Annotated in this window: 19 protein-coding genes; 14 read left to right on the top strand and 5 right to left on the bottom strand. The window is 72.2% G+C overall.

Annotated features, from left to right (window positions below):
* Window positions 1-16: 16 nt before the first annotated feature.
* The 4 genes from IE272_RS07505 to IE272_RS07490 are packed head-to-tail and all read left to right on the top strand — an operon-like array spanning window position 17 to window position 4,229.
* On the top strand, window positions 17-1,501 hold the full coding sequence (locus IE272_RS07505; RefSeq protein WP_190006497.1) for a nitroreductase family protein: 1,485 nt from the start codon (window positions 17-19) through the stop codon (window positions 1,499-1,501).
* Between the two features lie 14 nt (window positions 1,502-1,515).
* Window positions 1,516-2,541, top strand: a complete 1,026-nt coding sequence (locus IE272_RS07500; protein ID WP_057665541.1) for a thiopeptide-type bacteriocin biosynthesis protein — start codon at window positions 1,516-1,518, stop codon at window positions 2,539-2,541.
* Window positions 2,538-3,455, top strand: coding sequence for an ABC transporter ATP-binding protein (locus tag IE272_RS07495; RefSeq protein ID WP_050360649.1), 918 nt, complete (start codon window positions 2,538-2,540; stop codon window positions 3,453-3,455). The genes IE272_RS07500 and IE272_RS07495 overlap by 4 nt, the downstream gene beginning before the upstream one ends.
* A 33-nt stretch (window positions 3,456-3,488) precedes the next feature.
* A complete protein-coding gene (locus IE272_RS07490; RefSeq protein WP_057665543.1) occupies window positions 3,489-4,229 on the top strand; it encodes an ABC transporter permease in 741 nt (246 codons plus the stop codon).
* On the opposite strand, the gene mhpA is transcribed toward IE272_RS07490, so the two are convergent.
* Entirely contained in the window at window positions 4,220-5,908 is a 1,689-nt protein-coding gene (gene mhpA / locus IE272_RS07485) for a bifunctional 3-(3-hydroxy-phenyl)propionate/3-hydroxycinnamic acid hydroxylase MhpA (protein WP_190006496.1), read from the bottom strand. The genes IE272_RS07490 and mhpA overlap by 10 nt on opposite strands.
* A gap of 242 nt (window positions 5,909-6,150) precedes the next feature.
* On the opposite strand from mhpA, the gene IE272_RS07480 reads away from it, so the two are divergent.
* The 9 genes from IE272_RS07480 (at window position 6,151) to IE272_RS07440 (ending at window position 13,866) form a co-directional block, all read left to right on the top strand.
* Entirely contained in the window at window positions 6,151-6,315 is a 165-nt protein-coding gene (locus IE272_RS07480; RefSeq protein ID WP_073740161.1) for a thiazolylpeptide-type bacteriocin, read from the top strand.
* Window positions 6,316-6,527: 212 nt separating this feature from the next.
* Window positions 6,528-6,692 (top strand): thiazolylpeptide-type bacteriocin, encoded by a 165-nt coding sequence (locus IE272_RS07475; protein WP_073957776.1) that lies wholly within the window; start codon window positions 6,528-6,530, stop codon window positions 6,690-6,692.
* 396 nt (window positions 6,693-7,088) lie between these two features.
* On the top strand, window positions 7,089-7,259 hold the full coding sequence (locus tag IE272_RS07470; RefSeq protein WP_073957775.1) for a thiazolylpeptide-type bacteriocin: 171 nt from the start codon (window positions 7,089-7,091) through the stop codon (window positions 7,257-7,259).
* 115 nt (window positions 7,260-7,374) lie between these two features.
* Entirely contained in the window at window positions 7,375-9,021 is a 1,647-nt protein-coding gene (locus tag IE272_RS07465) for a class I adenylate-forming enzyme family protein (RefSeq protein WP_190006495.1), read from the top strand.
* Window positions 9,018-9,860, top strand: coding sequence for a 2-amino-3,7-dideoxy-D-threo-hept-6-ulosonate synthase (locus IE272_RS07460; protein WP_050360644.1), 843 nt, complete (start codon window positions 9,018-9,020; stop codon window positions 9,858-9,860). The genes IE272_RS07465 and IE272_RS07460 overlap by 4 nt, the downstream gene beginning before the upstream one ends.
* Complete coding sequence (locus tag IE272_RS07455; RefSeq protein ID WP_056700857.1) at window positions 9,832-10,941, top strand: 3-dehydroquinate synthase II family protein; 1,110 nt, start codon at window positions 9,832-9,834, stop codon at window positions 10,939-10,941. The genes IE272_RS07460 and IE272_RS07455 overlap by 29 nt, the downstream gene beginning before the upstream one ends.
* A complete protein-coding gene (locus IE272_RS07450; RefSeq protein WP_190006494.1) occupies window positions 10,931-12,139 on the top strand; it encodes an FAD-dependent monooxygenase in 1,209 nt (402 codons plus the stop codon). Before IE272_RS07455 ends, IE272_RS07450 begins: the two co-directional genes overlap by 11 nt.
* 150 nt (window positions 12,140-12,289) lie before the next feature.
* Window positions 12,290-12,727 carry an NfeD family protein gene (locus IE272_RS07445; protein ID WP_057665551.1) on the top strand — a complete coding sequence of 146 codons (438 nt, stop codon included), beginning with the start codon at window positions 12,290-12,292 and terminating at the stop codon, window positions 12,725-12,727.
* Between the two features lie 29 nt (window positions 12,728-12,756).
* Window positions 12,757-13,866, top strand: coding sequence for an SPFH domain-containing protein (locus tag IE272_RS07440; protein ID WP_190006493.1), 1,110 nt, complete (start codon window positions 12,757-12,759; stop codon window positions 13,864-13,866).
* Between the two features lie 73 nt (window positions 13,867-13,939).
* On the opposite strand, the gene IE272_RS07435 is transcribed toward IE272_RS07440, so the two are convergent.
* From IE272_RS07435 to IE272_RS07425, 3 genes are all read right to left on the bottom strand, one after another.
* Window positions 13,940-14,188, bottom strand: coding sequence for an SCO4226 family nickel-binding protein (locus IE272_RS07435; protein ID WP_050360639.1), 249 nt, complete (start codon window positions 14,186-14,188; stop codon window positions 13,940-13,942).
* A 101-nt stretch (window positions 14,189-14,289) separates the two neighbouring features.
* Window positions 14,290-16,953, bottom strand: a complete 2,664-nt coding sequence (locus IE272_RS07430) for a discoidin domain-containing protein (RefSeq protein ID WP_190006492.1) — start codon at window positions 16,951-16,953, stop codon at window positions 14,290-14,292.
* A 247-nt stretch (window positions 16,954-17,200) separates the two neighbouring features.
* Window positions 17,201-18,310 (bottom strand): threonine synthase, encoded by a 1,110-nt coding sequence (locus IE272_RS07425; protein WP_229897226.1) that lies wholly within the window; start codon window positions 18,308-18,310, stop codon window positions 17,201-17,203.
* 242 nt (window positions 18,311-18,552) lie between these two features.
* Here IE272_RS07425 and IE272_RS07420 point away from each other — a divergent pair, with 242 nt between their 5' ends.
* Window positions 18,553-20,139: a S8 family peptidase gene (locus tag IE272_RS07420; RefSeq protein WP_050360636.1), complete on the top strand. Its 1,587-nt coding sequence runs from the start codon at window positions 18,553-18,555 to the stop codon at window positions 20,137-20,139.
* Window positions 20,140-20,233: 94 nt separating this feature from the next.
* On the opposite strand, the gene IE272_RS07415 is transcribed toward IE272_RS07420, so the two are convergent.
* Window positions 20,234-21,631: a glycoside hydrolase family 18 protein gene (locus IE272_RS07415; RefSeq protein ID WP_073957770.1), complete on the bottom strand. Its 1,398-nt coding sequence runs from the start codon at window positions 21,629-21,631 to the stop codon at window positions 20,234-20,236.
* Window positions 21,632-21,718 lie beyond the last annotated feature (87 nt).

Raw genomic sequence — 21,718 nt, 5'->3', positions numbered from 1 at the left:
GCAGACGGAGTTCCCCATGACAGATACCAGCGACCGGGGCGGCCCTGCGTCACCGATCCCGGACGATGCCGATGTCATGTCCCGCGACATGCGGTGGTTCACCTACGCGACGGGGCTCGGCGTGCGGGTGGATGCGGAGGCCGTCCCCGAGCCCCGCCCGGACACCGAGGTCGCGCCCGCGCTCCCGGAGGCGGCGCTCGGCGACCGGACGCCCCTGCCCCGGGGCACGACCGAGCTGCTGGAGCGGGCGCCGTATCCGCACGGCCGGGTGGGCTCCCCGCGCGAGAGCGCCGACGCGCTCGGGCACGCCCTGGTCGCGGGCTTCGGGCTGCAACGGCGGGAGCCGGAGAATCCGTTCAACGACCACCGCCCCTATCCCTCGGTGCGGGCGAAGTTTCCCGTCCAGGTGCTCGTCCGGGACGGCCGCCACCGCCGGGTGCTCGACCTCTACCGGCACGCGCTGACCGGTGTGGGACGCCAGGACGGGGCGGCCGGTCCGCTGGAGGTGGCGCTGGCCGGGAGGTACACCCGGCTGCCCGACACCTACCGGTGGTTCCGCAGCTCCCTGATCGGCCTCGAACTGGGCGTCAACCTGCGCCAGTTGTGCCTGGGAATGGAACTGTTCGGCCTGTCCGGAAAGTTGCGGCTGCCGGACCGGAACGCGGCGGGCCTGCTGACGGACTTCGGCCTGACGCCCGAGTCGGAGTGGTCCCTGCCGTTGACGGTGGCCCTGGAGGACGGCGGGCCGCCCGTCGCCGCGGCCCCGGCGGAGCGGGCTGCCGACCCGGTCCTCGACGGGATCCTGACCGTCAACCGCGCCCAGGACTTCACGGGTTCGGCCGCTCCGCTCGGCCCGTCCGTCCCGGCCGGTCTGCCCGGGGACGGAGCGCTGTCCTGGGCGGAGGTGCTGTGGCGCCGCAGCGCGGGACGGATGCCGCGCGGCATGTACGGCATGACCGGCCGCAGACGACCGGTACCCGAGCGGACCCTGCGCGAGGCCGTCAGCTGGCTGAGCGTCCCGCCCCCCGGCCCGCACCTGGCCGCCGCCTGGGAGGAACTGCGCCTGACCGCCGTGTTCCAGGGCATCGAGGGGCACGCCGACGGCGTCTGGCACCTGAGGGACGGCCGGCCGACCCTGCACCGGGCCCGCCCCGGCGCCGCGGCCGAACTGGAGACGTACTACGGCTACCCCGTCACCCCGTACGCCGGGGGCGACGTCCGGCATGCGAGCGCGGTGTGGTTCCTCTCCGCGCACCCACGACGGCTCGTGGACCGGCTGGGCCCCGGCGGATTCAGCGCCGCCCAGTACGCGGCGGGCTGGGCGGCCCAGGGCATCTCGCTGGCCGCGGCCGCCACCGGTCTGTACGCGAGGCCCGCGCGCGCCTTCCAGGAAGTCCCGACGAGGCAACTCCTCGGCCTGGACCCCGATGAGATGATTGTCTGCGCTGCCATCACCGGGACCCCGCGCTTCGAGGGGCTGTTGTGCGATCTACGCCTGTGACGAGGGAGCAGAAGTTGACGGACACATCCGAGACCGAGCGCGCCGGGGGCGGCGCCGGCCCCGGCGGACCCGACACCGTGTGGCGGACCTGGCATCTGCACGTACCGAGCGGCGACCGAAGCGCGCACGACCGGGTGGTGGTCGACACGGTCGGACCGGTGCTGCGGACCCTGCCGGGCCGCCCGTGGTTCTTCCTGCGCTACTGGCACGGCGGTCCCCATATCCGCCTGCGCATCGGGGACATGACCGATGACCAGGCGGCTTCGGCGGAGCGGCTCCTCGCCGAGCGCCTCGTGGACGCCGGGCGGCTGCGGGAGGGCGAGACGGCGATGGACCCGGCGGACTACGCGCGGACCGCCGCCTCCATGACCACGGCCGGGGACCAGCCCTCCCACCAGGAGGTCACCGGCATGCTGGAGCCCGGTGTCCACCGCTTCGCCTACCACCCGGAACACGAGCGGTACGGCGGCCGGGAGCTCATGCCCGAGAACGAACAGCTCTTCGAGCTCTCCAGCAGGCTGGTCCTCGCCTTCCTCCGGCGTGAACCCTCCACCGGGGCCCGCGCCCTGCTGGCCCTGCGCGCCACCGTCTGCGCCGCGCGGGCCCTCGGCGACGACCCCGCCGAAGAGGCGGCCTTCTACGATCACGGACTGCGCGCCTGGCGGACGTGGGCGGCCGGCTACGGCTACACGGAGCGACAGCTCGACGAGCTGTACCGGACCGCCCGGCCGACCGACGAGCTGCGGGCCAAAGCGACCGGAGGAGACGCCCCGGGCCCGCTGGCGCCGTGGCAGACGGCGCTCACCGGACTGTCGGACCGCATACGGCGGCAGACCCCGCTGCACCCGGCGCAGGTCACCATCTCCCACGTCCACATGCTGCACAACCGCCTCGGTCTGCGGACTGTCGAGGAATACCAGACCTATGCCCGGCTGGCGAGGCTCTTCCCCGTCCGGCCGGCCCCCGAAGGGGCACCCCCTCCCGACCACTCCGGCCCGGCGCAGAGCAGCGCGGTCCCATCAACCGAGGAGCACCGATGAGCACCAGCCCCACCACCGCCACCGCACGCGCCGGGGCTCCCCCCACCCCGGCCGTCGTCGCCCGAGCCATCGGCGTCACCCGGCACTACGGGGACACCGTCGCCCTGGACAACGTGGACTTCACCGTGCGGGAGGGCGAGTTCATCGGCCTGCTCGGGCCGAACGGCGCGGGCAAGACCACGCTGCTCAACTCCCTGCTGGGGCTGCGCAAGCCGACCTCCGGGCGCATCGAGCTGTTCGGAGGCTCCCCCACGAACCCGGCCAGCCGGCGGTTCATCGGCGTCACCCCGCAGGAGAGCGGCGTTCCGCCGACCCTGCGGGTGGCCGAAGCGGTGGACTTCGTGGCCGCGCACTTCAAGGAGACCGAGGACCGGGACGAGCTGCTGGAGCGGTTCGACCTGACCAAGGAGGCCCGCCGCCAGGCCGGTGGCCTCTCCGGCGGACAGAAGCGCCGTCTGGCGCTCGCCCTCGCGTTCGTCGGGCGCCCGCGCCTGGTCATCCTGGACGAGCCGACCACCGGCCTGGACGTGGAGTCCCGGCGGATGCTGTGGGACCGCATCCGCGAGTTCCACGAGGGCGGTGGCACGGTCCTGCTCACCACGCACTATCTGGAGGAGATCGAGGCTCTGGCGAAGCGGGTGGTGGTGATCGCCCAGGGCCGCATCCGGGCGGACGACAGCGTGGGCGCCATCCGGGGGATGGCCCATATGCAGCGCGTGTCCATGAACGCCGGACCGCTGCCGGACCTGCCGGGCGTCATCAGCGAGGAGCGGACGGAGGAGCGGGTCGAGCTGATGACCCACGACGCCGATCAGCTGGTCCGGGCACTGGTGCGTCAGGGCGTGGAGTTCTCCGGCCTCGCCGTCCAGCAGGCCACGCTCGAAGAAGCCTTCCTGGTGATCTCCCAGTCCTGATCCACCGCACCTCCCACGAAAGTGCCTGAGGCCATGTCATCACTGACCCTTGTCCATGCCCGCTACCAGCTGGTCGAGCTGAGCCGCATCCCCATGGCGATCATCGGCGCGGCCTTCTTCCCGGCCGCCTCGCTGTTCTTCTTCGTGGTGCCCAACACCAAGGACGACCCCGCCGGGGCCACCCTCGCCACCGCCTCGATGGTGGTCTTCGCGGCGATGATCAGCAATCTCTTCGGCCACGGCACCGGTGTGGCCGAAGACCGCTCCCAGCCCTGGGACCCCTACACCCGCACCCTTCCGATCGGCCCGGCGGTGCGGTTCGGCAGCCGCATCATCACCGGTCTCGCGATGATGCTGTTCTCGATGTTCCCGGTCGTGATCGTGGCGGCGTTCTTCACCCCCGCCACCATCTCGCCGGTCCGCTTCCTGCTGGCGATCGGCGTGGTGATCATCGTCTCCGTGCCGTTCACCATGATGGGGCTGGCGATCGGCTACCTGCTCTCCACCAAGGCGGCGATCGCCACCGTCCAGCTCGTCTTCCTGCCGCTGGCCTTCGCGGGAGGCCTGCTGGGCGGTCCGGGCGAGGCGCCCGGATTCATCGAGACGATCGCCCCGTTCGTCCCGACGCGCGGCTCGGCCGAGCTGATGTGGGCGACCGTCGGCGACTACGACATCAACCCGGTCGCCATCGTGTCGCTCGTGGTCTGGACCGTCGCCCTGGCCGCTCTCGCGTTCTACGCCTACCAGCGTGACGAGGGACGCCGCTACCACTGAGCCCGACGGTCCGCTGAGGCGGACCCGGCGGCTGCGCCCGGCCCTGGGGTGGCCGGGCTCAGCCGCCGCCGGAAGTCCGCGATCAGCGCGGCGAGCCCGTCCGCGTCGGGGGCCGCGCCGAACAGATAGCGGTCGGGCCGGATCAGGACGGCCCCGGCCGGTACCGACTCCAGCCAGGGCAGGCAGCGGCCGTCGGTGTCCAGCACCGTGTTCGGCCCGGGAGCCGAACCGGTGTCGGCGCGCAGGACGGTCACCACCCGGCCGGATACCAGCCGCAGGGTCTCCAGCGCGGCGGGGGACAGGGTGTCCGCGAGGTTCTCGCGGCACAGCAGGACGAAGCCGGGGCCGAGCACGGAGTCGGCCGGGCCCGGGCCGTCGGGGCCGGTCAGCCGGACCTGGCCCATGAGTCCACCCGCCGGGGGTCCGCCGTCGGCGAGGAAGCCCTTGGCCAGGTGTTCGCCCAGCGGGCTCGCGGAGCGGGCCGGGCCGGCGGGGCGCGCCGGTGCGGACGGGCGCGCCGGGCCGGCGGGGCGCGCGGTCATCGCCCGGTCCCTGTCCGCCGCCGCGGCCGGGTCGGTCACGCAGATCAGGCGCCCGAGCCGTACGGACAGGTCGATCGCGTGCTGGACGTGGGCGCGGCGCTCCTGTTCGTAGCTGTCGAGGAGGGCTTCCCCGGCCCTGCCGCCCAGCACCAGGTCGAGCTTCCAGGCGAGGTTCGCGGCGTCCCGGAAGCCGGAGCACATGCCCTGGCCGGCGAACGGCGGCATCTGATGGGCCGCGTCCCCGGCCAGCAGCACCCGTCCACGTCGCCAGTGCTCCGCGTTGCGGGCCCGGAAGGTGTAGGTGGCGTGGCGGGTGAGTGTGGCGTTGTCCGGCCTGGCGGAGAACATCGACAGCAGCCGCCAGGCGTTCTCCTCGGTGCCGAACTCCGCCCGGTCCTCCCCGGGCATCCGCATGAACTCCCAGCGGCGGCGGCCCGGTCCGCAGGAGACGGCCACCCGGGGCCGGGCGGGATCGGCGATCTGGAGATTGGACGGCGGGAAGTCCTCCGGGCGGTGCGGCACCACATCGCAGGCCAGCCAGTCCAGGGCGAAGCCGGAATCGGCCCAGCCGACGCCCAGGGAGCGCCGCACGAAGCTGCCCGCACCGTCGCAGCCCACCACCCAGGAGGCGGTGAAGGTCCGCCGCACGCCGCCGCGTTCGTCCTCGGCCACCAGCTCCGCGCCGGAGTCGGAGCCGGTCAGCTCCACGGCGCGCAGGCCGCGGTGCACGCGCAGCGTGGGAAGTTCCTCGCCGCGGGCCGCGAGCGCTGCCTCCAGCCCCGGCTGGTACACGGAGGTGGAGTCCGGCCGGCCCGGCCCGTCCGAGCCGCCCAGCCCGATCCGCAGAAGCTGCCGTCCGGCGGCGTCGCTGACCACGTAGTCCTGCGAGGGTTCGGTGATGTCCCCGATCCGGCCGGAGACGCCGACGGCGTCGAGCGTCCGGGCTGCCTCGGCGTCGAACGCCACCGCTCGCGGCAGACTGTACGGTTCCGGATGGCGCTCGACGACGACGACCCGCCACCCGTGCTGGGCCAGCAGGATGGACAGCACCTGCCCCACCGGCCCGTAGCCGACGACCAGGACATCGGCCTCCGGAGCGCCGGCGCTCCGACCGCGTGACCCAGATATCCCGTTCATGCTTCTCCTGTCCTGAATACCCATGGTGTTCGGGCCGTACGCGGGCAACCGTGATAATCGAGGCCCACCGTACCGATTCATCAAAGCGACATTTGTGCCCCTTCGATCGGCTTCCCGGCAGAGGCTGGTGACAAATGTCAGCGCCGCTTCGCGAGAGATTGCCAGCGCCTGAAGTGACCGAAATTATCCATGGTGCCACTTCTACCGAATGGCAGTCTTAATCAAGAAGGGAAATCAAGTCAATGAGCATGGCCATTGAGGCGATGAACGCGGACGCCCTGTTCGACTCCTTCGACATCGAGGAGCTGGACACCATGGAGGTCGCCGACGGCGTCGCCCTGCCCGAGATGGGCGCCTCCACCGGCAACACCATGTGCTGCTCCTCGTCGTCCTCCTCCTGCTGCTGAGGTAGCGACGCCGGCTGTCCGTGCGGCGGGGTCTCCCGACGCGCAGACAGCGTCACCGAGGTGAAGCGCATGCTCGGCAGGCGGTTGTCCGGCAGGAATTGATGACAAATATCAGCGCCGCGCCAAGGGTAATTGCGTGCCGGGTTCCGGATGGAAATCGTATGCACCGTCGGTCTCGTGGCCGGCGGGCCAGAGCTTGGAGGTACACCAAGATGAGCAAGATCCTGGAGACCGTGGACGCGGACGCGATGTTCGACTCCTTCGACATCGAGGAGCTGGGCACCATGGAGCTCGCGGACGGCGTCGCCCTCCCCGAGATGGGCGCCTCGAAGGGTGACTTCACCTGCTGCTCCTCGTCCTCTTCCTCCTGCTGCTGAGGTAGGGACACCGGCTGTCTGCGCGACGGGTCTCCCGACGCGCAGGCAGCGCCACCGACGAGCATTGGGCATCGGCGGAGGCCATTTCGTTTCCGTCGGGAAACGCTGACAAATGTCAGCGCCCGGTCACGGGTCATTGCGTGCCGGGTTCCGGTTGGAAATCGTATGCACCGCCGGTCTCGTGAGCTGTGCCGCTCGTCCCCCTTCTCAGCTGCCGCCCCGGCGGCAGACAGCACCACCCGCGCAACAAGCTTTCGGCAGGCGGCTGTCCGGCGGGAATCGCTGACCACGTCAGCGCCGGGCCCCAAGGGCGATCGTGTGCCGGGTACCGGTTGGAAATCACACGCACGCCGGTCTCCCCGGCCGGCGGGCCAAGAGCTTGGGGGTACACACAAGATGAGATCGACCCTGGAGACCGTGGACGCGGACGCGATGTTCGACTCCTTCGACATCGAGGAGCTGGACACGATGGAGATCGCGGACGGCGTCGCGCTGCCGGAAATGGCCGCGTCGAGCCTGCCCGTGACCTGCTGTTCCTCCTCCTCGTCCTCCTGCTGCTGCTGCTGATCCCGCGGCGCAGTGCTGCCTGCGCGGCGGGTGCAGCGCCCACCGCGCAGGCGGCACCACCGGGTGGTCCGCCCAGCGGAGGGCGGGCCCGGCGCCCGGCCCCGAACGGATGGTCGTGACATTCCCGATTGATGCGCCCGACTCCTGGGCCGGACATGAGCACTACGCGCGGCGCGTGCTGTGGCGGCTGGCCCGTCAACCTTCCCTGCCCACCCTGTACTTCCAGGGCCGGTGGCTGAACGGCGCGACGCTGGCCGACGCGGTACGCGCGACCGCGGTGGGCCTGCGGCGGGCCGGGCTGACCCCCGGCGGCACGGTGGCGGTGCTCACCGAACCCAACCACCCCGCCATGCTGATCGGCCGCTACGCCGCTCACCTCCTGGGGGCCGCGGTCGTCCAGGTGCGCTCGGCCAACCCCCGCTCGGACGCGTTCCCGCTGCCCGCCGCCACCCAGGCGCGGATCCTCGACGAGACCGGCACGTCCGTGATCCTCGTCGACGCCCCCCATCTGGAGCGCGCCCGCGCCCTGTTGTCGCTGACCGAGGGCAGCCCCCGCCTGCTGGGCCACGGAGTCGGCGCCGCCGACTGCCCCGACGCACTGTCCTACCGGGACGAGCCACTCGGAGAACTCCCCGCCCATTCCCCCGACCGCCGCGCCCTGGTGGCCTTCACCAGCGGAAGCAGCGGTACGCCGAAGAGCATCCATCAGACCTTCGGGGTCTGGGACAGCACCGTCAGGTCGGCGGCGAGCGGCGAACCGGACGAGCGGCGGGTGTTCCTCGCCGTGACGCCCCTCAGCCACACCATCGGAGCCATGGCGGACTCGGTGCTGGCCGCCGGCGGCCAGGTCCTCCTGCACCAGGACTTCGACGCTCCGAAGGTGCTACGGGCCTTCGAGGACCACGGCGTCACCGACACCTATCTGGCCGTTCCGCACCTGTACCGGCTCACGGAACTGCTGGTCGACGCACCGGGCCACGAACAGGGGCCCGGCTCGGGCCCCGTCGGGGACGCCCTGTGGTCGCTGCGCCGCGTCGTCTACAGCGGCACCCCCGCCGCGCCGCACCGGATCGCCGAGGCCCTGCGGGTGTTCGGCCCGGTGCTCGTCCAGCTGTACGGCACCACCGAGGCCGGCGGCATCAGCAATCTGAGCCCGTTCGACCACCTGGAACCCGAACTCCTGGGCAGCGTGGGGCGGCCGCTGCCCTGGGTGGAGGTGGAGGTGCGCGAGCCCGGCACCGGCGACCCGGTGCCGCGCGGGGAGGCCGGGGAGATCTGGGTACGCGCCTCCACGGTCATGGACGGCTACCCGAACGACCCGGAGCAGACCGCCCGCGTCCTGCGGGACGGCTGGCTGGACACCGGCGACCTCGGCCACTGGGACCGCTACGGCTATCTGCGGCTGACCGGCCGCAGCGGGCAGGTCATCAAGTCCGGCGGCCTGAAGATATATCCCGCCGCGGTGGAGCGCGCGCTGCTCTCCCACCCGGCGGTACGGCATGCGGCCGTCCACGGCGTACGGGATCCGGACCGGACCGAGTACGTCCACGCGGCCGTCGTGTTCAGGGCGGGCCGGACCTCCTCCGCGGAGGAACTGCGCACCCACGTCGGCGAGCGGCTCTCCCCTCTGCACGCTCCCGCCGAGATCACGTTCTGGGACTCGATGCCGCTCAACGAGCGCGGCAAGCCCGACCTGGCCTGTCTGCGCTCCGGTAACGGCCGGCAGGCGTACGACGGTGCACCGCCGAAGGGAACTCCATGACCACACACCAGCACTTCGGCCGCGCTGTGCGGCTGCGCCGGCTGTTCCACCACGACCCCCAGCGGCTGATGATCGTCCCGCTCGACCATTCGCTCAGCGACGGCCCGGTGGTGCCGCGCGGCAGCAGCATCGACCGGCTCGCCGGGCAGCTCTCCGGCGCCGGGGTGGACGCGATCGTGGTGCACAAGGGCAGCGTCCGCCACATCGACCACTCCCGACTGGCCACGATGTCCCTGATCCTGCACCTCAACGCCAGCACCGCGCACGCGCCGGACCCGGACGCCAAGCACCTGGTCACCGGGGTGGAGGCGGCGCTGCGCCTGGGCGCGGACGCGGTGAGCGTGCACATCAACATGGGTTCGCGGGAAGAGGCGCGGCAGCTGGCCGACCTCGGAGCGGTGGCCGACCAGTGCGACCGCTGGAACCTTCCGCTGCTGGCGATGATGTACCCACGGGGGCCGAAGATCACGGACCCCGCCGACCCCGAACTGGTCGCCCACGCCGTCACCCTCGCGGCCGACCTGGGCGCCGACCTGGTGAAGGCCCCCTGCCTGCGCACGCGGGCGGAGATGCGGGACCTCACCGCGGCCTGCCCGATCCCGCTGATCTGCGCGGGCGGCCCGCAGCGCGACACGGAGGACGAGGTGCTGGCCTTCGCCCGTGAAGCCGTCGCGGGCGGCGCGGCCGGAGTCGCGATGGGCAGAAACATCTTCCAGTCCCCCGACCCCGGGGCGATGGCCGCCAGGGTGGCTGGAGTCGTCCACAACCGCCCCGGGGGCACGCTCGGTCACATCGAGGAAGGGCACGGCAGTGAGCTCAGAGAAACTGTGCTGGCTTGACATCCGTTCGGCCGGCAAGGCACGGCAGGCCATCGTGGAGGAGGCGCTGCACCAGCGGATCGACGGCATAGTCGCCGCCGACCCGGCCGATCTGGAGGGGCTGCCGCCGACCGTCACCAAGGTGCTGATGCCTCCGCCGGGCAAGCAGCCCGCGAGCTACGGCTCCGCCGGGGTCGTCATCCTCGCCGGGGACGCCTCCGCCCGGGCGCAGGCCGCCGAGGCCGCTCCCGACGTGGAGTTCGGGCGGCTGGTGGAGATCACCGACGCCGAGAGCCTGGACGCCGCCATCGAGGCGGCCCGCACCGAACGCTGGAGCGTGCTGGAGTTCCGGGACCCGACCAAGATCCCGCTGGAGATCGTGATCGCCGCCGCCGCCGACGCCGACGGCGCCATCATCACCATGGCGAAGAACACCGAGGAGGCCGCTGTCATCTTCGGCTGTCTCCAACTCGGCTCCGACGGCGTGCTGATGCCCGGCCGGAGCGTGGGCGACGCCACCGCGCTCAAGGCGACCGCGGCCGGCGGCACCGGCGAACTCCTCCTCGTGGAGCTGGAGGTCACCGCCGTGGCCCACATCGGCATGGGTGAGCGCGCCTGCGTGGACACCTGCTCCTACCTGGGCAAGGACGAGGGCATCCTGGTCGGCTCGCACTCCAAGGGCATGATCCTCTGCGTCAGCGAGACCCATCCGCTGCCGTACATGCCCACCCGCCCCTTCCGGGTCAACGCGGGCGCCATCCACTCGTACACCCTCGCCGACGAGGGACGCACCCGCTACCTCAGCGAACTGAGGGCCGGGAGCAAGGTGATGGCCGTGGACACCAAGGGCCGGACCCGGACCGTCGCGGTGGGGCGGGTCAAGATCGAGACGCGTCCGCTGATCTCCATCGACGCGGTGGCCGCGGGTGGCCAGGAGGTCAATCTGATCCTCCAGGACGACTGGCACGTCCGGGTGCTGGGACCGGGGGACGCCGTGCTGAACAGCACCGAACTCCGCCCCGGGGACCGGGTGCTGGGGCATCTGCCGACCGCCGACCGCCATGTGGGCTACCCGATCGACGAGTTCTGCCATGAGCAGTAGCGCCCCGGCGCCGGGCATCGCGGTGATCGGCGCGGGCATCGGCGGCCTCACCCTGGCCGCCGCACTGGCGCGGCTGGGCATCGGCTGCCGCGTCTTCGAACGTGCCGAGCAGCCCGCCGAGGCCGGCGCCGGGGTGCAGTTGGCGCCGAACGCGGTCCGGCTGCTTCGCCGTCTGGGGCTCTCCGATGCCCTGCGGCAGTACGGCGTCCGCCCGCTCTCCCGCGATCTGCTGCGCTGGGACGACGGGCGGCTGCTGGCCAGGACCGGGCTCGGCGAGGAGTGCGAGAAGCTCTTCGGCGCCCCGTACGTCACCGTGCACCGCGCGGACCTGCACCGGGCGCTCCGTGACCTGGTCGGCCCGGTGGTGCGGACCGGCCACCGGCTGACCGGGCTGGCGGAGGAGCCCGGCGCCGTCGTGCTGCGCTTCGCCGACGGCTCGGAGCACCGATCGGAGCTGGCGGTCGGCGCGGACGGCATTCGCTCGGTGGTACGGGAGCATCTCGCCGCGGACGCCCCGGTCTTCTCCGGCCGACGGATCTACCGGGGTCTGGTGCCGGTGGAGCGGGTGCCGGAACTGGCCGACGAGCCCCGCGTCCAGGTGTGGCTGGGACCTGGCCGGCACTGCGTCTGCTATCCGGTCTCCGGCGGCCGGCTGATCAGCTTCGCGGCCACCACGGGCGGTACCGCCCTTCCGGGCGAGTCCTGGACCGCCCTCGGGGACCGGGGAGAGGCGGCCGAGGCTTTCCAGGGGTGGCACCCCACGGTCACCCGGCTGCTCGGGGCGGGCGGCGGCATCGGCTGCTGGGCGCTGCACGATCGCGAGCCGCTGGCGCGCTGGTCGTCCGACGCCCTCACCCTGCTCGGCGACGCGGCGCACCCGATGCTGCCGTTCGCCGCGCAGGGCGCCAATCAGGCGATCGAGGACGCCTTCGCGCTGGCGGCGACGCTGGCGCTGTCGCGCGGCGACATCCCGGAGGCGCTGCGCCGCTACGAGGCGCTGCGGATCCCGCGTACCGAGCGCCTGCAGCGGTCGGCCCGGTCCGTGGCGGTCGGCTCGCATCTGCCGGACGGACCGCTCCAGCGGGCGCGCGACGCGGAGCTGGCCTCGGGTTCGGCGCTGGAGGGGCTGCGCTGGGTGTACGGCCATGACGCCCTGGCCGCCGCGGCACGGTGGACCACGGAGCGGCAGAAGGCGTGAGCGGGCGGGATCCGGGCCGCGCGCGACGGTCGGGCAGCCGGCCGCGGCCGTGTCCACCCGTCCCGCTCGCGGTTCGGGCACCCCGAACGGTTCCGGCCGGTGCCGAAAAGGGTAGATAGCTGAATAAGTCCCCTTGGGGAGGCTGATTCGATGCCGTGGTTCGCTTGGCTGCTCGCCGCCGCGGCGCTCGGCGCCGCGGAGTTCTTCACTCTGACGCTGGTTTTCGGGTTGCTGGCCGGAGCGGCGTTGGTCGCCGCCGTCGTGGCCGGTGTGGGCATCGGCCTGTTCGGCCAGCTCGTGGCGCTCGGTCTGGCGGCGGTGGCGGGTCTCGCCCTCGTCCGCCCGGTCGCGCTGCGGCACCTGGCGCAGGGGCCCCTGACCCTTGAGGGCAGCGACGCGCTGATCGGCAAGCGGGCCGAGGTCATGCAGGAGGTCACCGCGACCCACGGCCTGATCAAGGTCTCCGGTGAGGAGTGGTCGGCCCGCGCTCTCGACGAGAGCCTGGTGATCCCGGTGGGCGCCCTGGTGGACGTCATGGAGATCGAAGGCGCCACAGCCGTCGTGTATCCCCGCGAGCTCCTTCCGTGATCGGCTGAACACGCAGCGCAGGAGGAAGCATGGATCCGGTCGTCATCCCGATTCTCGTGGCGGCGATCGTCGTCGTCTTCCTCGTGGCCGCCACCGTACGTATCGTTCCGCAGGCGCGCCGCTACAACATCGAGCGGTTCGGCCGGTACCGCCGGACCCTGCAGCCCGGTCTGAACTTCGTCCTGCCGGTGGCGGACCGGGTCAACACCAAGCTCGACGTGCGCGAGCAGGTGTACTCGTCCGACCCCAAGCCGGTGATCACCGAGGACAACCTCGTGGTCAACATCGACACCGTGCTGTACTACCAGATCACCGACCCGAGGGCGGCGGCCTACGAGGTCGCCGACTATCTGCACGCCATCGATCAGCTCACCGTGACCACCCTGCGGAACGTCATCGGCAGCATGGACCTGGAGGGGACGCTCACCTCGCGTGAGGAGATCAACGCCCGGCTCCGTGCCGTTCTCGACGAAGCGACCGGGAAGTGGGGCATCCGGGTCAACCGCGTCGAGATCAAGGCCATCGATCCGCCGAACACCATCAAGGAGGCGATGGAGAAGCAGATGCGGGCCGAGCGTGACAAGCGTGCCGCCATCCTGCACGCCGAAGGTGAGCGGCAGGCCAAGATCCTCACCGCGGAAGGCACGAAGCAGAAGGACATCCTGGAGGCGCAGGGCACGCAGCAGGCCATGATCCTGCGGGCGGACGGCGAGTCGAAGGCGGTGGAGCTCGTCTTCCAGGCCGTCCACCGCAACAACGCCGACGCGAAGGTCCTGGCCTACAAGTACCTGGAGACGCTCCCGCATCTGGCGCAGAGCGACAACAACACCTTCTGGGTGATCCCGGGCGAGCTGACCGAGGCCATCCGCACCGTCACCGGCGCGTTCGGCGACCGGTCGGTGGGCACCGGGCTGCCGCCGGCCGCGCAACGCGAGGACGCGACGGACGCCGACGCCTCGGACAAGGACCACGTCGGGGCCCCGGAGGTGGAGGCGAACTCCACGCTCGCGCTGGACGCCGTCGCGGCCGCCGACGAGGCCGCGAAGCAGGCCGCCGTCGCCGTGAGCGACGCGAAGGCCGAGGCGGAGGCCGCGGGAGAGACGCGGCTGCCGGGCCGGCCTCCGGCGTCCGGCACCTGAACGAGCGGGGCGTCGGCGTCCGACGCCCCGCTCGGGGGTTACCCGGTCACACGGTGCTCGGGGGCTTGCCCGGTCACACCGCCAGCGGCACCGCGTGGATCTCGTCTGCCGTGTGGCCCGCGCGCTCGTGGATGCGCTGGACGGCTTCCGCCGAGGGGGCCGAGGACAGGCAGTAGACCGTGCCGGACTGCGGGTCCGCCCAGGCGCGTTCGAAGTGGACGCCCTCGTCCTTCTCGATCGCCGTGTCGGCCGCGTGGGCCTCCTTCAACTGTGCGGACGTGATGCCCTTCATACCCCGGTGGACATCCATGTACATGCCCATGACTCGTACACCTCCGGATGTTCGGTTGTGCCCCCCTTCCATGCTGCACCTGATGCCGATCGCGGGCGCGCGGGCGCTCACCGGTGCGTCTGCGGGCGCCTCTACCGCCCCTCCGCCTCCACCCGCAGGTCCGCCAGCCCCACGGGCTTCTCCGGGTCCTCCGAGCGGACCGTCACACGGACCTTGCGGGCCGTGTCGCCCGCCAGGTAGGGACGCCAGAAGCGGCCGTCGAGGGAGGTCTCCACGGTGTACGAGGCGGGGGCGGTGTCGCTCCAGGCCGGGGTCACGGAGGCGAGCCGGAGGGGCTTCGCACCGAGGTCCACCGTCAGGGACCCCTCCGCGCCGTCAGGGGACCAGGAGGTCGCAGGGGCCCCGTCCACCGCCGCCTCCGCGTACAGGCCCGGGGCCTCGGACGTCGCCGTCACCGGGCGGCAGCGCGCCGCGTCGGCCGTCGGCGTCAGGTCGGGGCGCCGGGTGGGCAGCTCCAGCGTCGAGGAGAGGCGGCGCGGCCCCCGCGCCGTGTGGACCGTGAACGGGGCGCCCGAGGTCAGCCGGACCGTGGTCGTCCGGGGGCCGATCCCGACCTCGTACGTCGCGTCCCGGTACCGCAGGCCCTTCAGCGTGACGCCCTCATGGAGCTGGGGCGGCAGTGTCGGGTCCAGCCGTACGCCGTCCTCGCGGAGGCGCAGGCCCGTCAGGCCGTGCGTGAACACCTGGAGGAAGCCGCCCTTCCCGGTCAGGAAGTCCTCGGCCGGGAAGCCGGACAGCGGGTCCTCGGCGCCGGACTTCTCGCCCCGCGCCTCGGAGAACAGCTCGTACGGGCCCCGCATGAAGGGCCGCACCGAGCGCTGGAGGTAGGTGTACGTCGAACAGCCCGGCTCCCCGATCTCCGCCGCGTCGATCGCGTGCACCGAGTCCGTCATCGCCGGGCCGTCCGGGTCGGTGCGGGCCGCGTAGTAGTCCAGGGTGGCCGCCGCGGCGCCCGGCTCCATCGGCCACTCCAGCGGGTAGGTCAGCAGCACCGTGTCCGCCTGCTTGATCGTGGAGCCGTTGTAGCCCGCGTACTGGAGGAAGACCTTCTTCTCCGCGTCGTACGGGATGCGCAGGTGGTCCGCCACCTTGTTCCAGGCGGCGGGCGGGCTCTGGCCGAGGAGCCGCGCGGCGCGGGTCGCGTTGCGCAGCGCGGTGGCCGCGACGGCGTTGGTGAAGACGCCGTCGTCGACGCCGTTGCTGTACTCGTCGGGGCCCGCCACGCCGGTGATGGAGTAGCTGCCGTCCGCGTTCGCCGTGGCGCGCGACTCCCAGAATTCGGCGATGCCCCGGAGCAGGGGCCAGCCCCGCGCCGCCAGCCAGTCGCGGTCGCCGGTGGCCAGGTAGTACTGCCAGACGGCGAGCGAGACGTCGCCCTGGAGGTGGTTCTGGGTCAGGCAGTGCGGCGGGTCCCAGCTCTGGCACTCGGAGTCCATACGGCCCCGGCTCGCGCTGGTCCACGGGTAGAACAGGCCCCGGTGGCCGTACTTCTCGGCGTTCGCGCGGGCCGCGTCCCGGGTGCGGTAGCGGTATTCGACGACCGAACGCGCCAGCTCCGGGCGGGTGGCGAGCAGCCCCGGGAACATCCACGTCTCGGCGTCCCAGAACACCATCCCCGCGTAGTTGTCACTGGTCAGACCGGCCGGGGCGATGCTGTCGGAGGAGCCCCGCCGGGTGTTCGCCAGCAGTCCGTACTGGGCCGAGCGCAGCCACCCCTGGAGCCCGGGGTCCCCGGGGACCAGCACATCGGCGGACCAGGCCTCGCGCCAGGCGGCCTCGTTCGCCGCGAAGACCCGGTCCCAGCCGCGCCGTGCCGCCCGGTGCGCCGCCTCGCGGGCGTCCTCGGCCGGGGCGGGGGAGGTCAGGGCGGTGTCGATGCCGACGTACTTCTCGAAGGTGTACGTCCGGCCCGCACGGACCGGCGTCGTTCCCGGGGACGTACGAGCCGCCGGCCGCAGGCTCTCGACCACGCCCGAGCCGCGCCGCATCGCCTGGGCGACGGCCCCCTCGATCCCGGTGCCGAGCGTGCGGAACGTGCCGTCCTCGCGGAGCGCGATGCGGCGCGCGCCCCGGTCGTCGAGCCGGCCGGTGACGGTCGCGGCGCCGCTCCAGCGCGGGGTCATCCGCAGGCGTACGGCTCCGGTGTGGACGTCCGACCGGTCGGCCAGCACGTCGTACACGAGGTCGGTGGCGCGGCCGTCCGCGGTCGTCCACCGCAGCGAGGTGCGGACGAGGCCGCAGGCGAGGAAGACCGTCTGGCGGTAGTGCGAGATCCGGCCTGCCGGGGTGTCCGGTCCGAGGGTCTCCTTGCCCACGCCCACATCGATGTTCGTCCAGCTCGGCAGCGCGGCGATCACCTCGCGGCCCTCGGAGACGGCCTTGTCCCGGGCGTAGAGCCCGGAGACGAACGCGCCGTCGTAGCGCGGGGTGTAGAGCGGCCAGCCGGTCTTCTCACCGGTGGCCGCGTATCCGGCTCCGGCCGGGGGGACGCGGTGGCCGAGGTAGCCGTTGCCGATGTACGGGTCGTAGCCGGCGGCCTCCCCGAAGCGGGTGGACGTCGGCGCCCAGGAGGTCCCGGGGGCGCCCTGACCGTCCGTCCGGCCGCAGGCGGGCACGGCCGGGTGCGGGGACGGGAGCGGGGCGGGGGGCTCGGTGGCGTCGGCGAGGGGCGGCAGCGGTGCGATCAGGGCGGCCGCGACGAGGGGCGCGAGGACGGAGATGCGCGAGAGGCTCACAGGACGAAGGTAGGGACGCGTGGGTACGGCCGGCCGTCACGGCACGCACGGCCCCCGCACGGGGGTCCGCCCGACCACCGGATGGAGCAGGTCCCGCGCGCGCCCTCGGCCCGCCGTGCCCGGCTTGGGGCCAGCCGAGGAACGAGGTTTTCCCGACCCGCCGTGCCCCGTCCTGGGGTCGGGTGAGGAACGCGGCTTCCTCGCCCCGCCGTGCCCGGCCTGGAGCCGGCCGAGGAACGCGGCCCTCTCAGCCCGCCATGCCCGTCTTCAGCCCCGCCCCGCACAGCGGCACCACCACACTGCCCGGCGCGGCACGGCCCCCTTCCCGCACCGCCGCCCAGCAGGCCACTCCCGTCGTCTCGACGTAGAAGCCGCGCCCGGCCAGATCCCGTTGCGCCTCGCGGATGCGGTCCTCCGACACCGTCAGGAACGTGCCGCCCGAGGCCCGTACCGCCGCCAGGATCTGCCGGGCGCGCGGCGGGCGGGGGATGGCGATGCCCTCCGCGAGGGTGGCGGGGACCACGGCGGCCGGGTCGGCCGGGGGGAGGTCGTCCGCGCCCGCGTGGAAGGCGGCGGCCAGCGGGGCGACCGCCTCGGCCTGGACGGCGATCAGCCGGGGGCGGGTTTCGATCAGGCCGAGCGCGTGCAGTTCGGCGGTGGCGAGGGCCGCGCCCAGCAGCAGGGTCCCGTTGCCGACCGGGACGGCCAGCGCGTCCGGCAGCCGGCCGCCGAGGTCCTCCCACAGCTCGTACACGTACGTCTTCGTGCCGTGCAGGAAGTACGGGTTGAAGACGTGCGAGGCGTAGAAGACACCCGGTCCGTCCGCCGCCCCGCGGGCGGCGAGCGCGGTCGCCTCCCGGCCGCCCGGGACCGTGACCAGGTGCGCGCCGTGGGCCCGGATCTGCTCGGTCTTCTTCGGGGACGTGCCCTCGGGGACGTACACGGTGCAGGGGAGTCCCGCCCGCGCGCAGTACGCGGCGATCGACGTGCCCGCGTTGCCGGTGCTGTCCGCCACGACCCGGTCCGGGCCCAGCCGCCGGGCCAGCTCCGCGAGCATCACCGCGCCCCGGTCCTTGAAGGAGAGCGTCGGCATGAGGTAGTCGAGCTTCGCCGAGACGGTCTCCGTGAGCGGGACGAGCGGGGTGCGGCCCTCGCCCAGGGAGATCGGCGGGGCGGCGAGCGGCAGGAATTCCTCGTAACGCCACAAGGAATCGACCCGCCCGGAAAGCGCGTTCGGCGCCACGCCCCCGGCGGGGGTGAAGTCGAGGTCCCAGGGGCCCCTGCAGACCGGGCAGCACCAGGTCAGGGCAGTGATCTCGGACCGGGTCCCGTCCGCCGGGCAGTGATAGACCGTCATGCCCACCAGCATGTCAGGCGTATGGCAGGTGAATGGCGCGCGTATGGCACATCCCAAGGCACCCTTGTGAGTTCGTCATGGATCGGTCAATCTTTCGCTGGCAGCAGGGCATGCCGCTCACCGGACGACGCAGAAAACGGGGCGTCCGAACGGCTGATTTGTCATGCCCCTGTCGGGAGTCGATCGTGCGGCTCCGGGCACCACCCCCCACCAGAGCACCGCCTATGAGGAGGACCCCTCACATGTCAGGGACGCGTCACACCCCCCAGGCCCGTCGAAGACTCGCCGCGGCGACCGTCATAGCCACCGCAGCCGCCGTCGCACTCGCCACCGCCGCCCTCCCGGCGACCGCGGCCGAGCGCGCACCCGAAGGCGTGATTCTGAACGCGGACGCCCCGGGCACCATCAGCAACAGCTACATCGTCACGCTGAAGGACTCGGCCGCGAAGTCCGACTCCGCCCAGGGCAAGGCTCTCGCGAAGAAGTACGGTGCCGGCATCGAACGCACGTACCGCTCGGCCCTCAACGGCTACGCGGTCGAGGCCTCGGCCGCCGAGGCGAAGAAGTTCGCCGCCGACCCGGCCGTCGCGTCCGTCTCGCAGAACCGCACCTTCACGGTCTCCGCCACCCAGACCAACCCGCCCTCCTGGGGTCTCGACCGGATCGACCAGCGGAGCCTGCCGCTGGACCAGCGCTACACCTACCCCGACAAGGCCGGTGAGGGCGTCACCGCCTACATCATCGACACCGGGGTCCGCATCAGCCACAGCGACTTCGGCGGCCGGGCCTTCAACGGCTTCGACGCCGTGGACAACGACAACGTGTCGCAGGACGGCAACGGCCACGGCACGCACGTGGCGGGCACCGTGGCGGGTACCGCGCACGGCGTGGCCAAGAAGGCCAAGATCGTCGGCGTGCGGGTGCTGAACAACAGCGGCTCCGGCACCACCGCGGGTGTCGTCGCGGGCATCGACTGGGTGACGGCCAACGCCGTCAAGCCCGCCGTCGCCAACATGAGCCTCGGTGGCGGTGCCGACTCGGTGCTCGACGCCGCCGTGCGCCGGTCCGTCGCCTCCGGCGTCACCTACGCCGTCGCGGCGGGCAACGAGTCCACCGACGCCTCCACCAAGTCGCCGGCGCGTGTCGCCGAGGCGATCACGGTGGGCTCGACGACCAACACCGACGCGCGCTCCAGCTTCTCCAACTACGGCTCTATCGTGGACATCTTCGCCCCCGGTTCCTCGATCACCTCGTCGTGGCACACCAGCGACAGCGCCACGAACACCATCTCCGGCACGTCGATGGCCAGCCCGCACGTCGCCGGCGCCGCCGCCATCTACCTCGCCGACAACCCGGCCTCGACCCCCGCCCAGGTCTCCGCCGGACTCGTCGCGGCCTCCACCCCCGGGGTCGTCACGAACCCGGGCACCGGCTCGCCGAACCGACTGCTGTACGTCGGTCCGGGCGGCACCACCCCGCCCCCCGGCAAGAAGTTCGAGAACACCACCGGGTACGCGATCAACGACAACGCCACCGTCGAGGCGCCGGTCACCGTCACCGGTGTCACCGGTAACGCCCCGGCCGCGCTGAGCGTCCCGGTCAACATCTCGCACACCTACATCGGCGACCTGAAGATCGACCTGGTCGCGCCCGACGGTTCGGTCTACAACCTGAAGGCGTACGGCTCCGGCGGCAGCAGCGACAACGTGGTCACCACGTACACCGTCAACGCCTCCTCCGAGGTCGCCAACGGCACCTGGAAGCTCCGGGTCGGCGACAACGCGAACGCCGACACCGGGCGGATCAACAGCTGGGCGCTCCAGTTCTGAACGCTCCGGCGTGCTGAACCGACCCGCTGAACCACCGAGTCCCTGAAATCGGGCCGGGGCGACCGCGTCACGCGGCCGCCCCGGCCCTTCGGTGTCAGCGGCGGTTGAGCCCGCGGTCGACCGCGGTGATCAGCTCGCCGTTCTCCGTGTCCCCGTCCAGCGACCAGAACATCGCCCCGCCGAGACCCTTGTCCCGGATGTACGAGGCCTTGGTGCGCAGCACCTGCGGGTCGTCGTACGTCCACAGCGTCGTGCCGTCGAACAGCCATGCGTGGCCGTTCTTCGCGTCACGGTGGACCTTGTACGTCCCCGAAGCGGCCAGCTGCTTCAGGACCTTGTAGTCCTCGTAGCCCGCCGCCCAGGTGGCCGGAGCCGGGCCCGTGGCCGGCTGCCCCATGCCCGTGCCGCCGCCGCTCACTCCGGTCCAGCCCTGGCCATAGGTCGGCATGCCCATCACGAGCTTGTGCCTGGGCGCGCCGCGGCGAACCCAGTCGCGCACGGTCTGGTCGACGCTGAAGTCGTTCTTCGCGTACAGGGCCGACTGCTGGGCCGTCTTCTTCTCGCCGGAGACGTGGTAGTCGTAGCCCTGGATGTTGACGAAGTCGAAGTCCTTCATGAGGCGCTTCACGTCGAAGCCCGCGTCGATCGCCTTCGGGTTGGCCGCTACGTAGGCCGACAGGTCGTAGTGCTTGGGCTTCGGCTTCCCGTGCCCGTGGCCCTTGCCCTCGGCCGCCTTCGCCCGGCTCTTCGCGTAGGCGTCGAGCTGGGTGCGGAACTCGTGGATCAGGGCGGTGAAGTTCTTCTTGTCCTCCGGGCGGTAGACGGTGCCCTCGTTGCCCGGCGAGCCGGGCCACTCCCAGTCGACGTCGATGCCGTCGAAGAGGCCGGCCGCGGCGCCCTGGCCGCCGCGGGCCCCGTCCACCGGGAGGTTGCCCTTGATGTACAGGTCGACGCAGGAGGCGACGAGCGCCTTGCGGGAGGCCGCGGTACGGACCGCGTCGGAGAAGTGGGTGGAGTAGCTCCAGCCGCCCAGCGAGATCATGACCTTGAGGCCGGGGTGCTTGGCCTTCAGCTCGCGCAGCTGGTTGAAGTTGCCCGCGAGCGGCTGGGTGTCGGTGTCGGCGACGCCGTCCACCGATCCCGCCGCGTCGAGCGGACGGGCGTAGTCCGCCCAGGCGTCGGCCTGGCCGGGGATGTTGCCGGTGAAGCACTTGCCCTCGGCGTTGACGTTGCCGAAGGCGTAGTTGATGTGGGTCAGCTTGGCCGCGGCCCCGCTGGTGTCCAGGTCCTTGACCTGGAAGTCGCGTCCGTAGACGCCCCATTGGGTGAAGTAGCCGATGCTCTTGTACGCGGGGCGGTGGTGACCCTTGCCGCGGTCGCCGCCGTCGCTCCGGTCGGGGCCGGTGCCGGCGGTTGCCGCGGGCGCGATGCCTGCCAGCAGGGCCAGGGCGACGCCGGCGGTGGTCATTCGGGACAGGTTTCTTCGACGCATGAGGCTCGTTCCTGTGCGTGATCCGGTGCGGAGGGAAAGCGGAAGGAAAGACGGGAGCCGTGCTGTGCACAGGAAGGTATTGGTCTG

The organism is Streptomyces anulatus, from assembly GCF_014650675.1.
Taxonomy (GTDB): domain Bacteria; phylum Actinomycetota; class Actinomycetes; order Streptomycetales; family Streptomycetaceae; genus Streptomyces; species Streptomyces anulatus.
Note: the sequence above shows the minus strand (reverse complement) of the source record. Positions and strands in the feature narration are given on the sequence as shown.

What these genes read in the sequence shown, in the direction of transcription:
- IE272_RS07505 (WP_190006497.1), top strand. Translation starts at nt 17, where the DNA reads ATGACAGATACCAGCGACCGGGGCGGCCCTGCGTCACCGATCCCGGAC.
- IE272_RS07495 (WP_050360649.1), top strand. Translation starts at nt 2,538, where the DNA reads ATGAGCACCAGCCCCACCACCGCCACCGCACGCGCCGGGGCTCCCCCC.
- IE272_RS07490 (WP_057665543.1), top strand. Translation starts at nt 3,489, where the DNA reads ATGTCATCACTGACCCTTGTCCATGCCCGCTACCAGCTGGTCGAGCTG.
- mhpA (WP_190006496.1), bottom strand. Translation starts at nt 5,908, where the DNA reads ATGAACGGGATATCTGGGTCACGCGGTCGGAGCGCCGGCGCTCCGGAG.
- IE272_RS07480 (WP_073740161.1), top strand. Translation starts at nt 6,151, where the DNA reads ATGAGCATGGCCATTGAGGCGATGAACGCGGACGCCCTGTTCGACTCC.
- IE272_RS07475 (WP_073957776.1), top strand. Translation starts at nt 6,528, where the DNA reads ATGAGCAAGATCCTGGAGACCGTGGACGCGGACGCGATGTTCGACTCC.
- IE272_RS07470 (WP_073957775.1), top strand. Translation starts at nt 7,089, where the DNA reads ATGAGATCGACCCTGGAGACCGTGGACGCGGACGCGATGTTCGACTCC.
- IE272_RS07460 (WP_050360644.1), top strand. Translation starts at nt 9,018, where the DNA reads ATGACCACACACCAGCACTTCGGCCGCGCTGTGCGGCTGCGCCGGCTG.
- IE272_RS07450 (WP_190006494.1), top strand. Translation starts at nt 10,931, where the DNA reads ATGAGCAGTAGCGCCCCGGCGCCGGGCATCGCGGTGATCGGCGCGGGC.
- IE272_RS07445 (WP_057665551.1), top strand. Translation starts at nt 12,290, where the DNA reads ATGCCGTGGTTCGCTTGGCTGCTCGCCGCCGCGGCGCTCGGCGCCGCG.
- IE272_RS07440 (WP_190006493.1), top strand. Translation starts at nt 12,757, where the DNA reads ATGGATCCGGTCGTCATCCCGATTCTCGTGGCGGCGATCGTCGTCGTC.
- IE272_RS07435 (WP_050360639.1), bottom strand. Translation starts at nt 14,188, where the DNA reads ATGGGCATGTACATGGATGTCCACCGGGGTATGAAGGGCATCACGTCC.
- IE272_RS07425 (WP_229897226.1), bottom strand. Translation starts at nt 18,310, where the DNA reads ATGACGGTCTATCACTGCCCGGCGGACGGGACCCGGTCCGAGATCACT.
- IE272_RS07420 (WP_050360636.1), top strand. Translation starts at nt 18,553, where the DNA reads ATGTCAGGGACGCGTCACACCCCCCAGGCCCGTCGAAGACTCGCCGCG.
- IE272_RS07415 (WP_073957770.1), bottom strand. Translation starts at nt 21,631, where the DNA reads ATGCGTCGAAGAAACCTGTCCCGAATGACCACCGCCGGCGTCGCCCTG.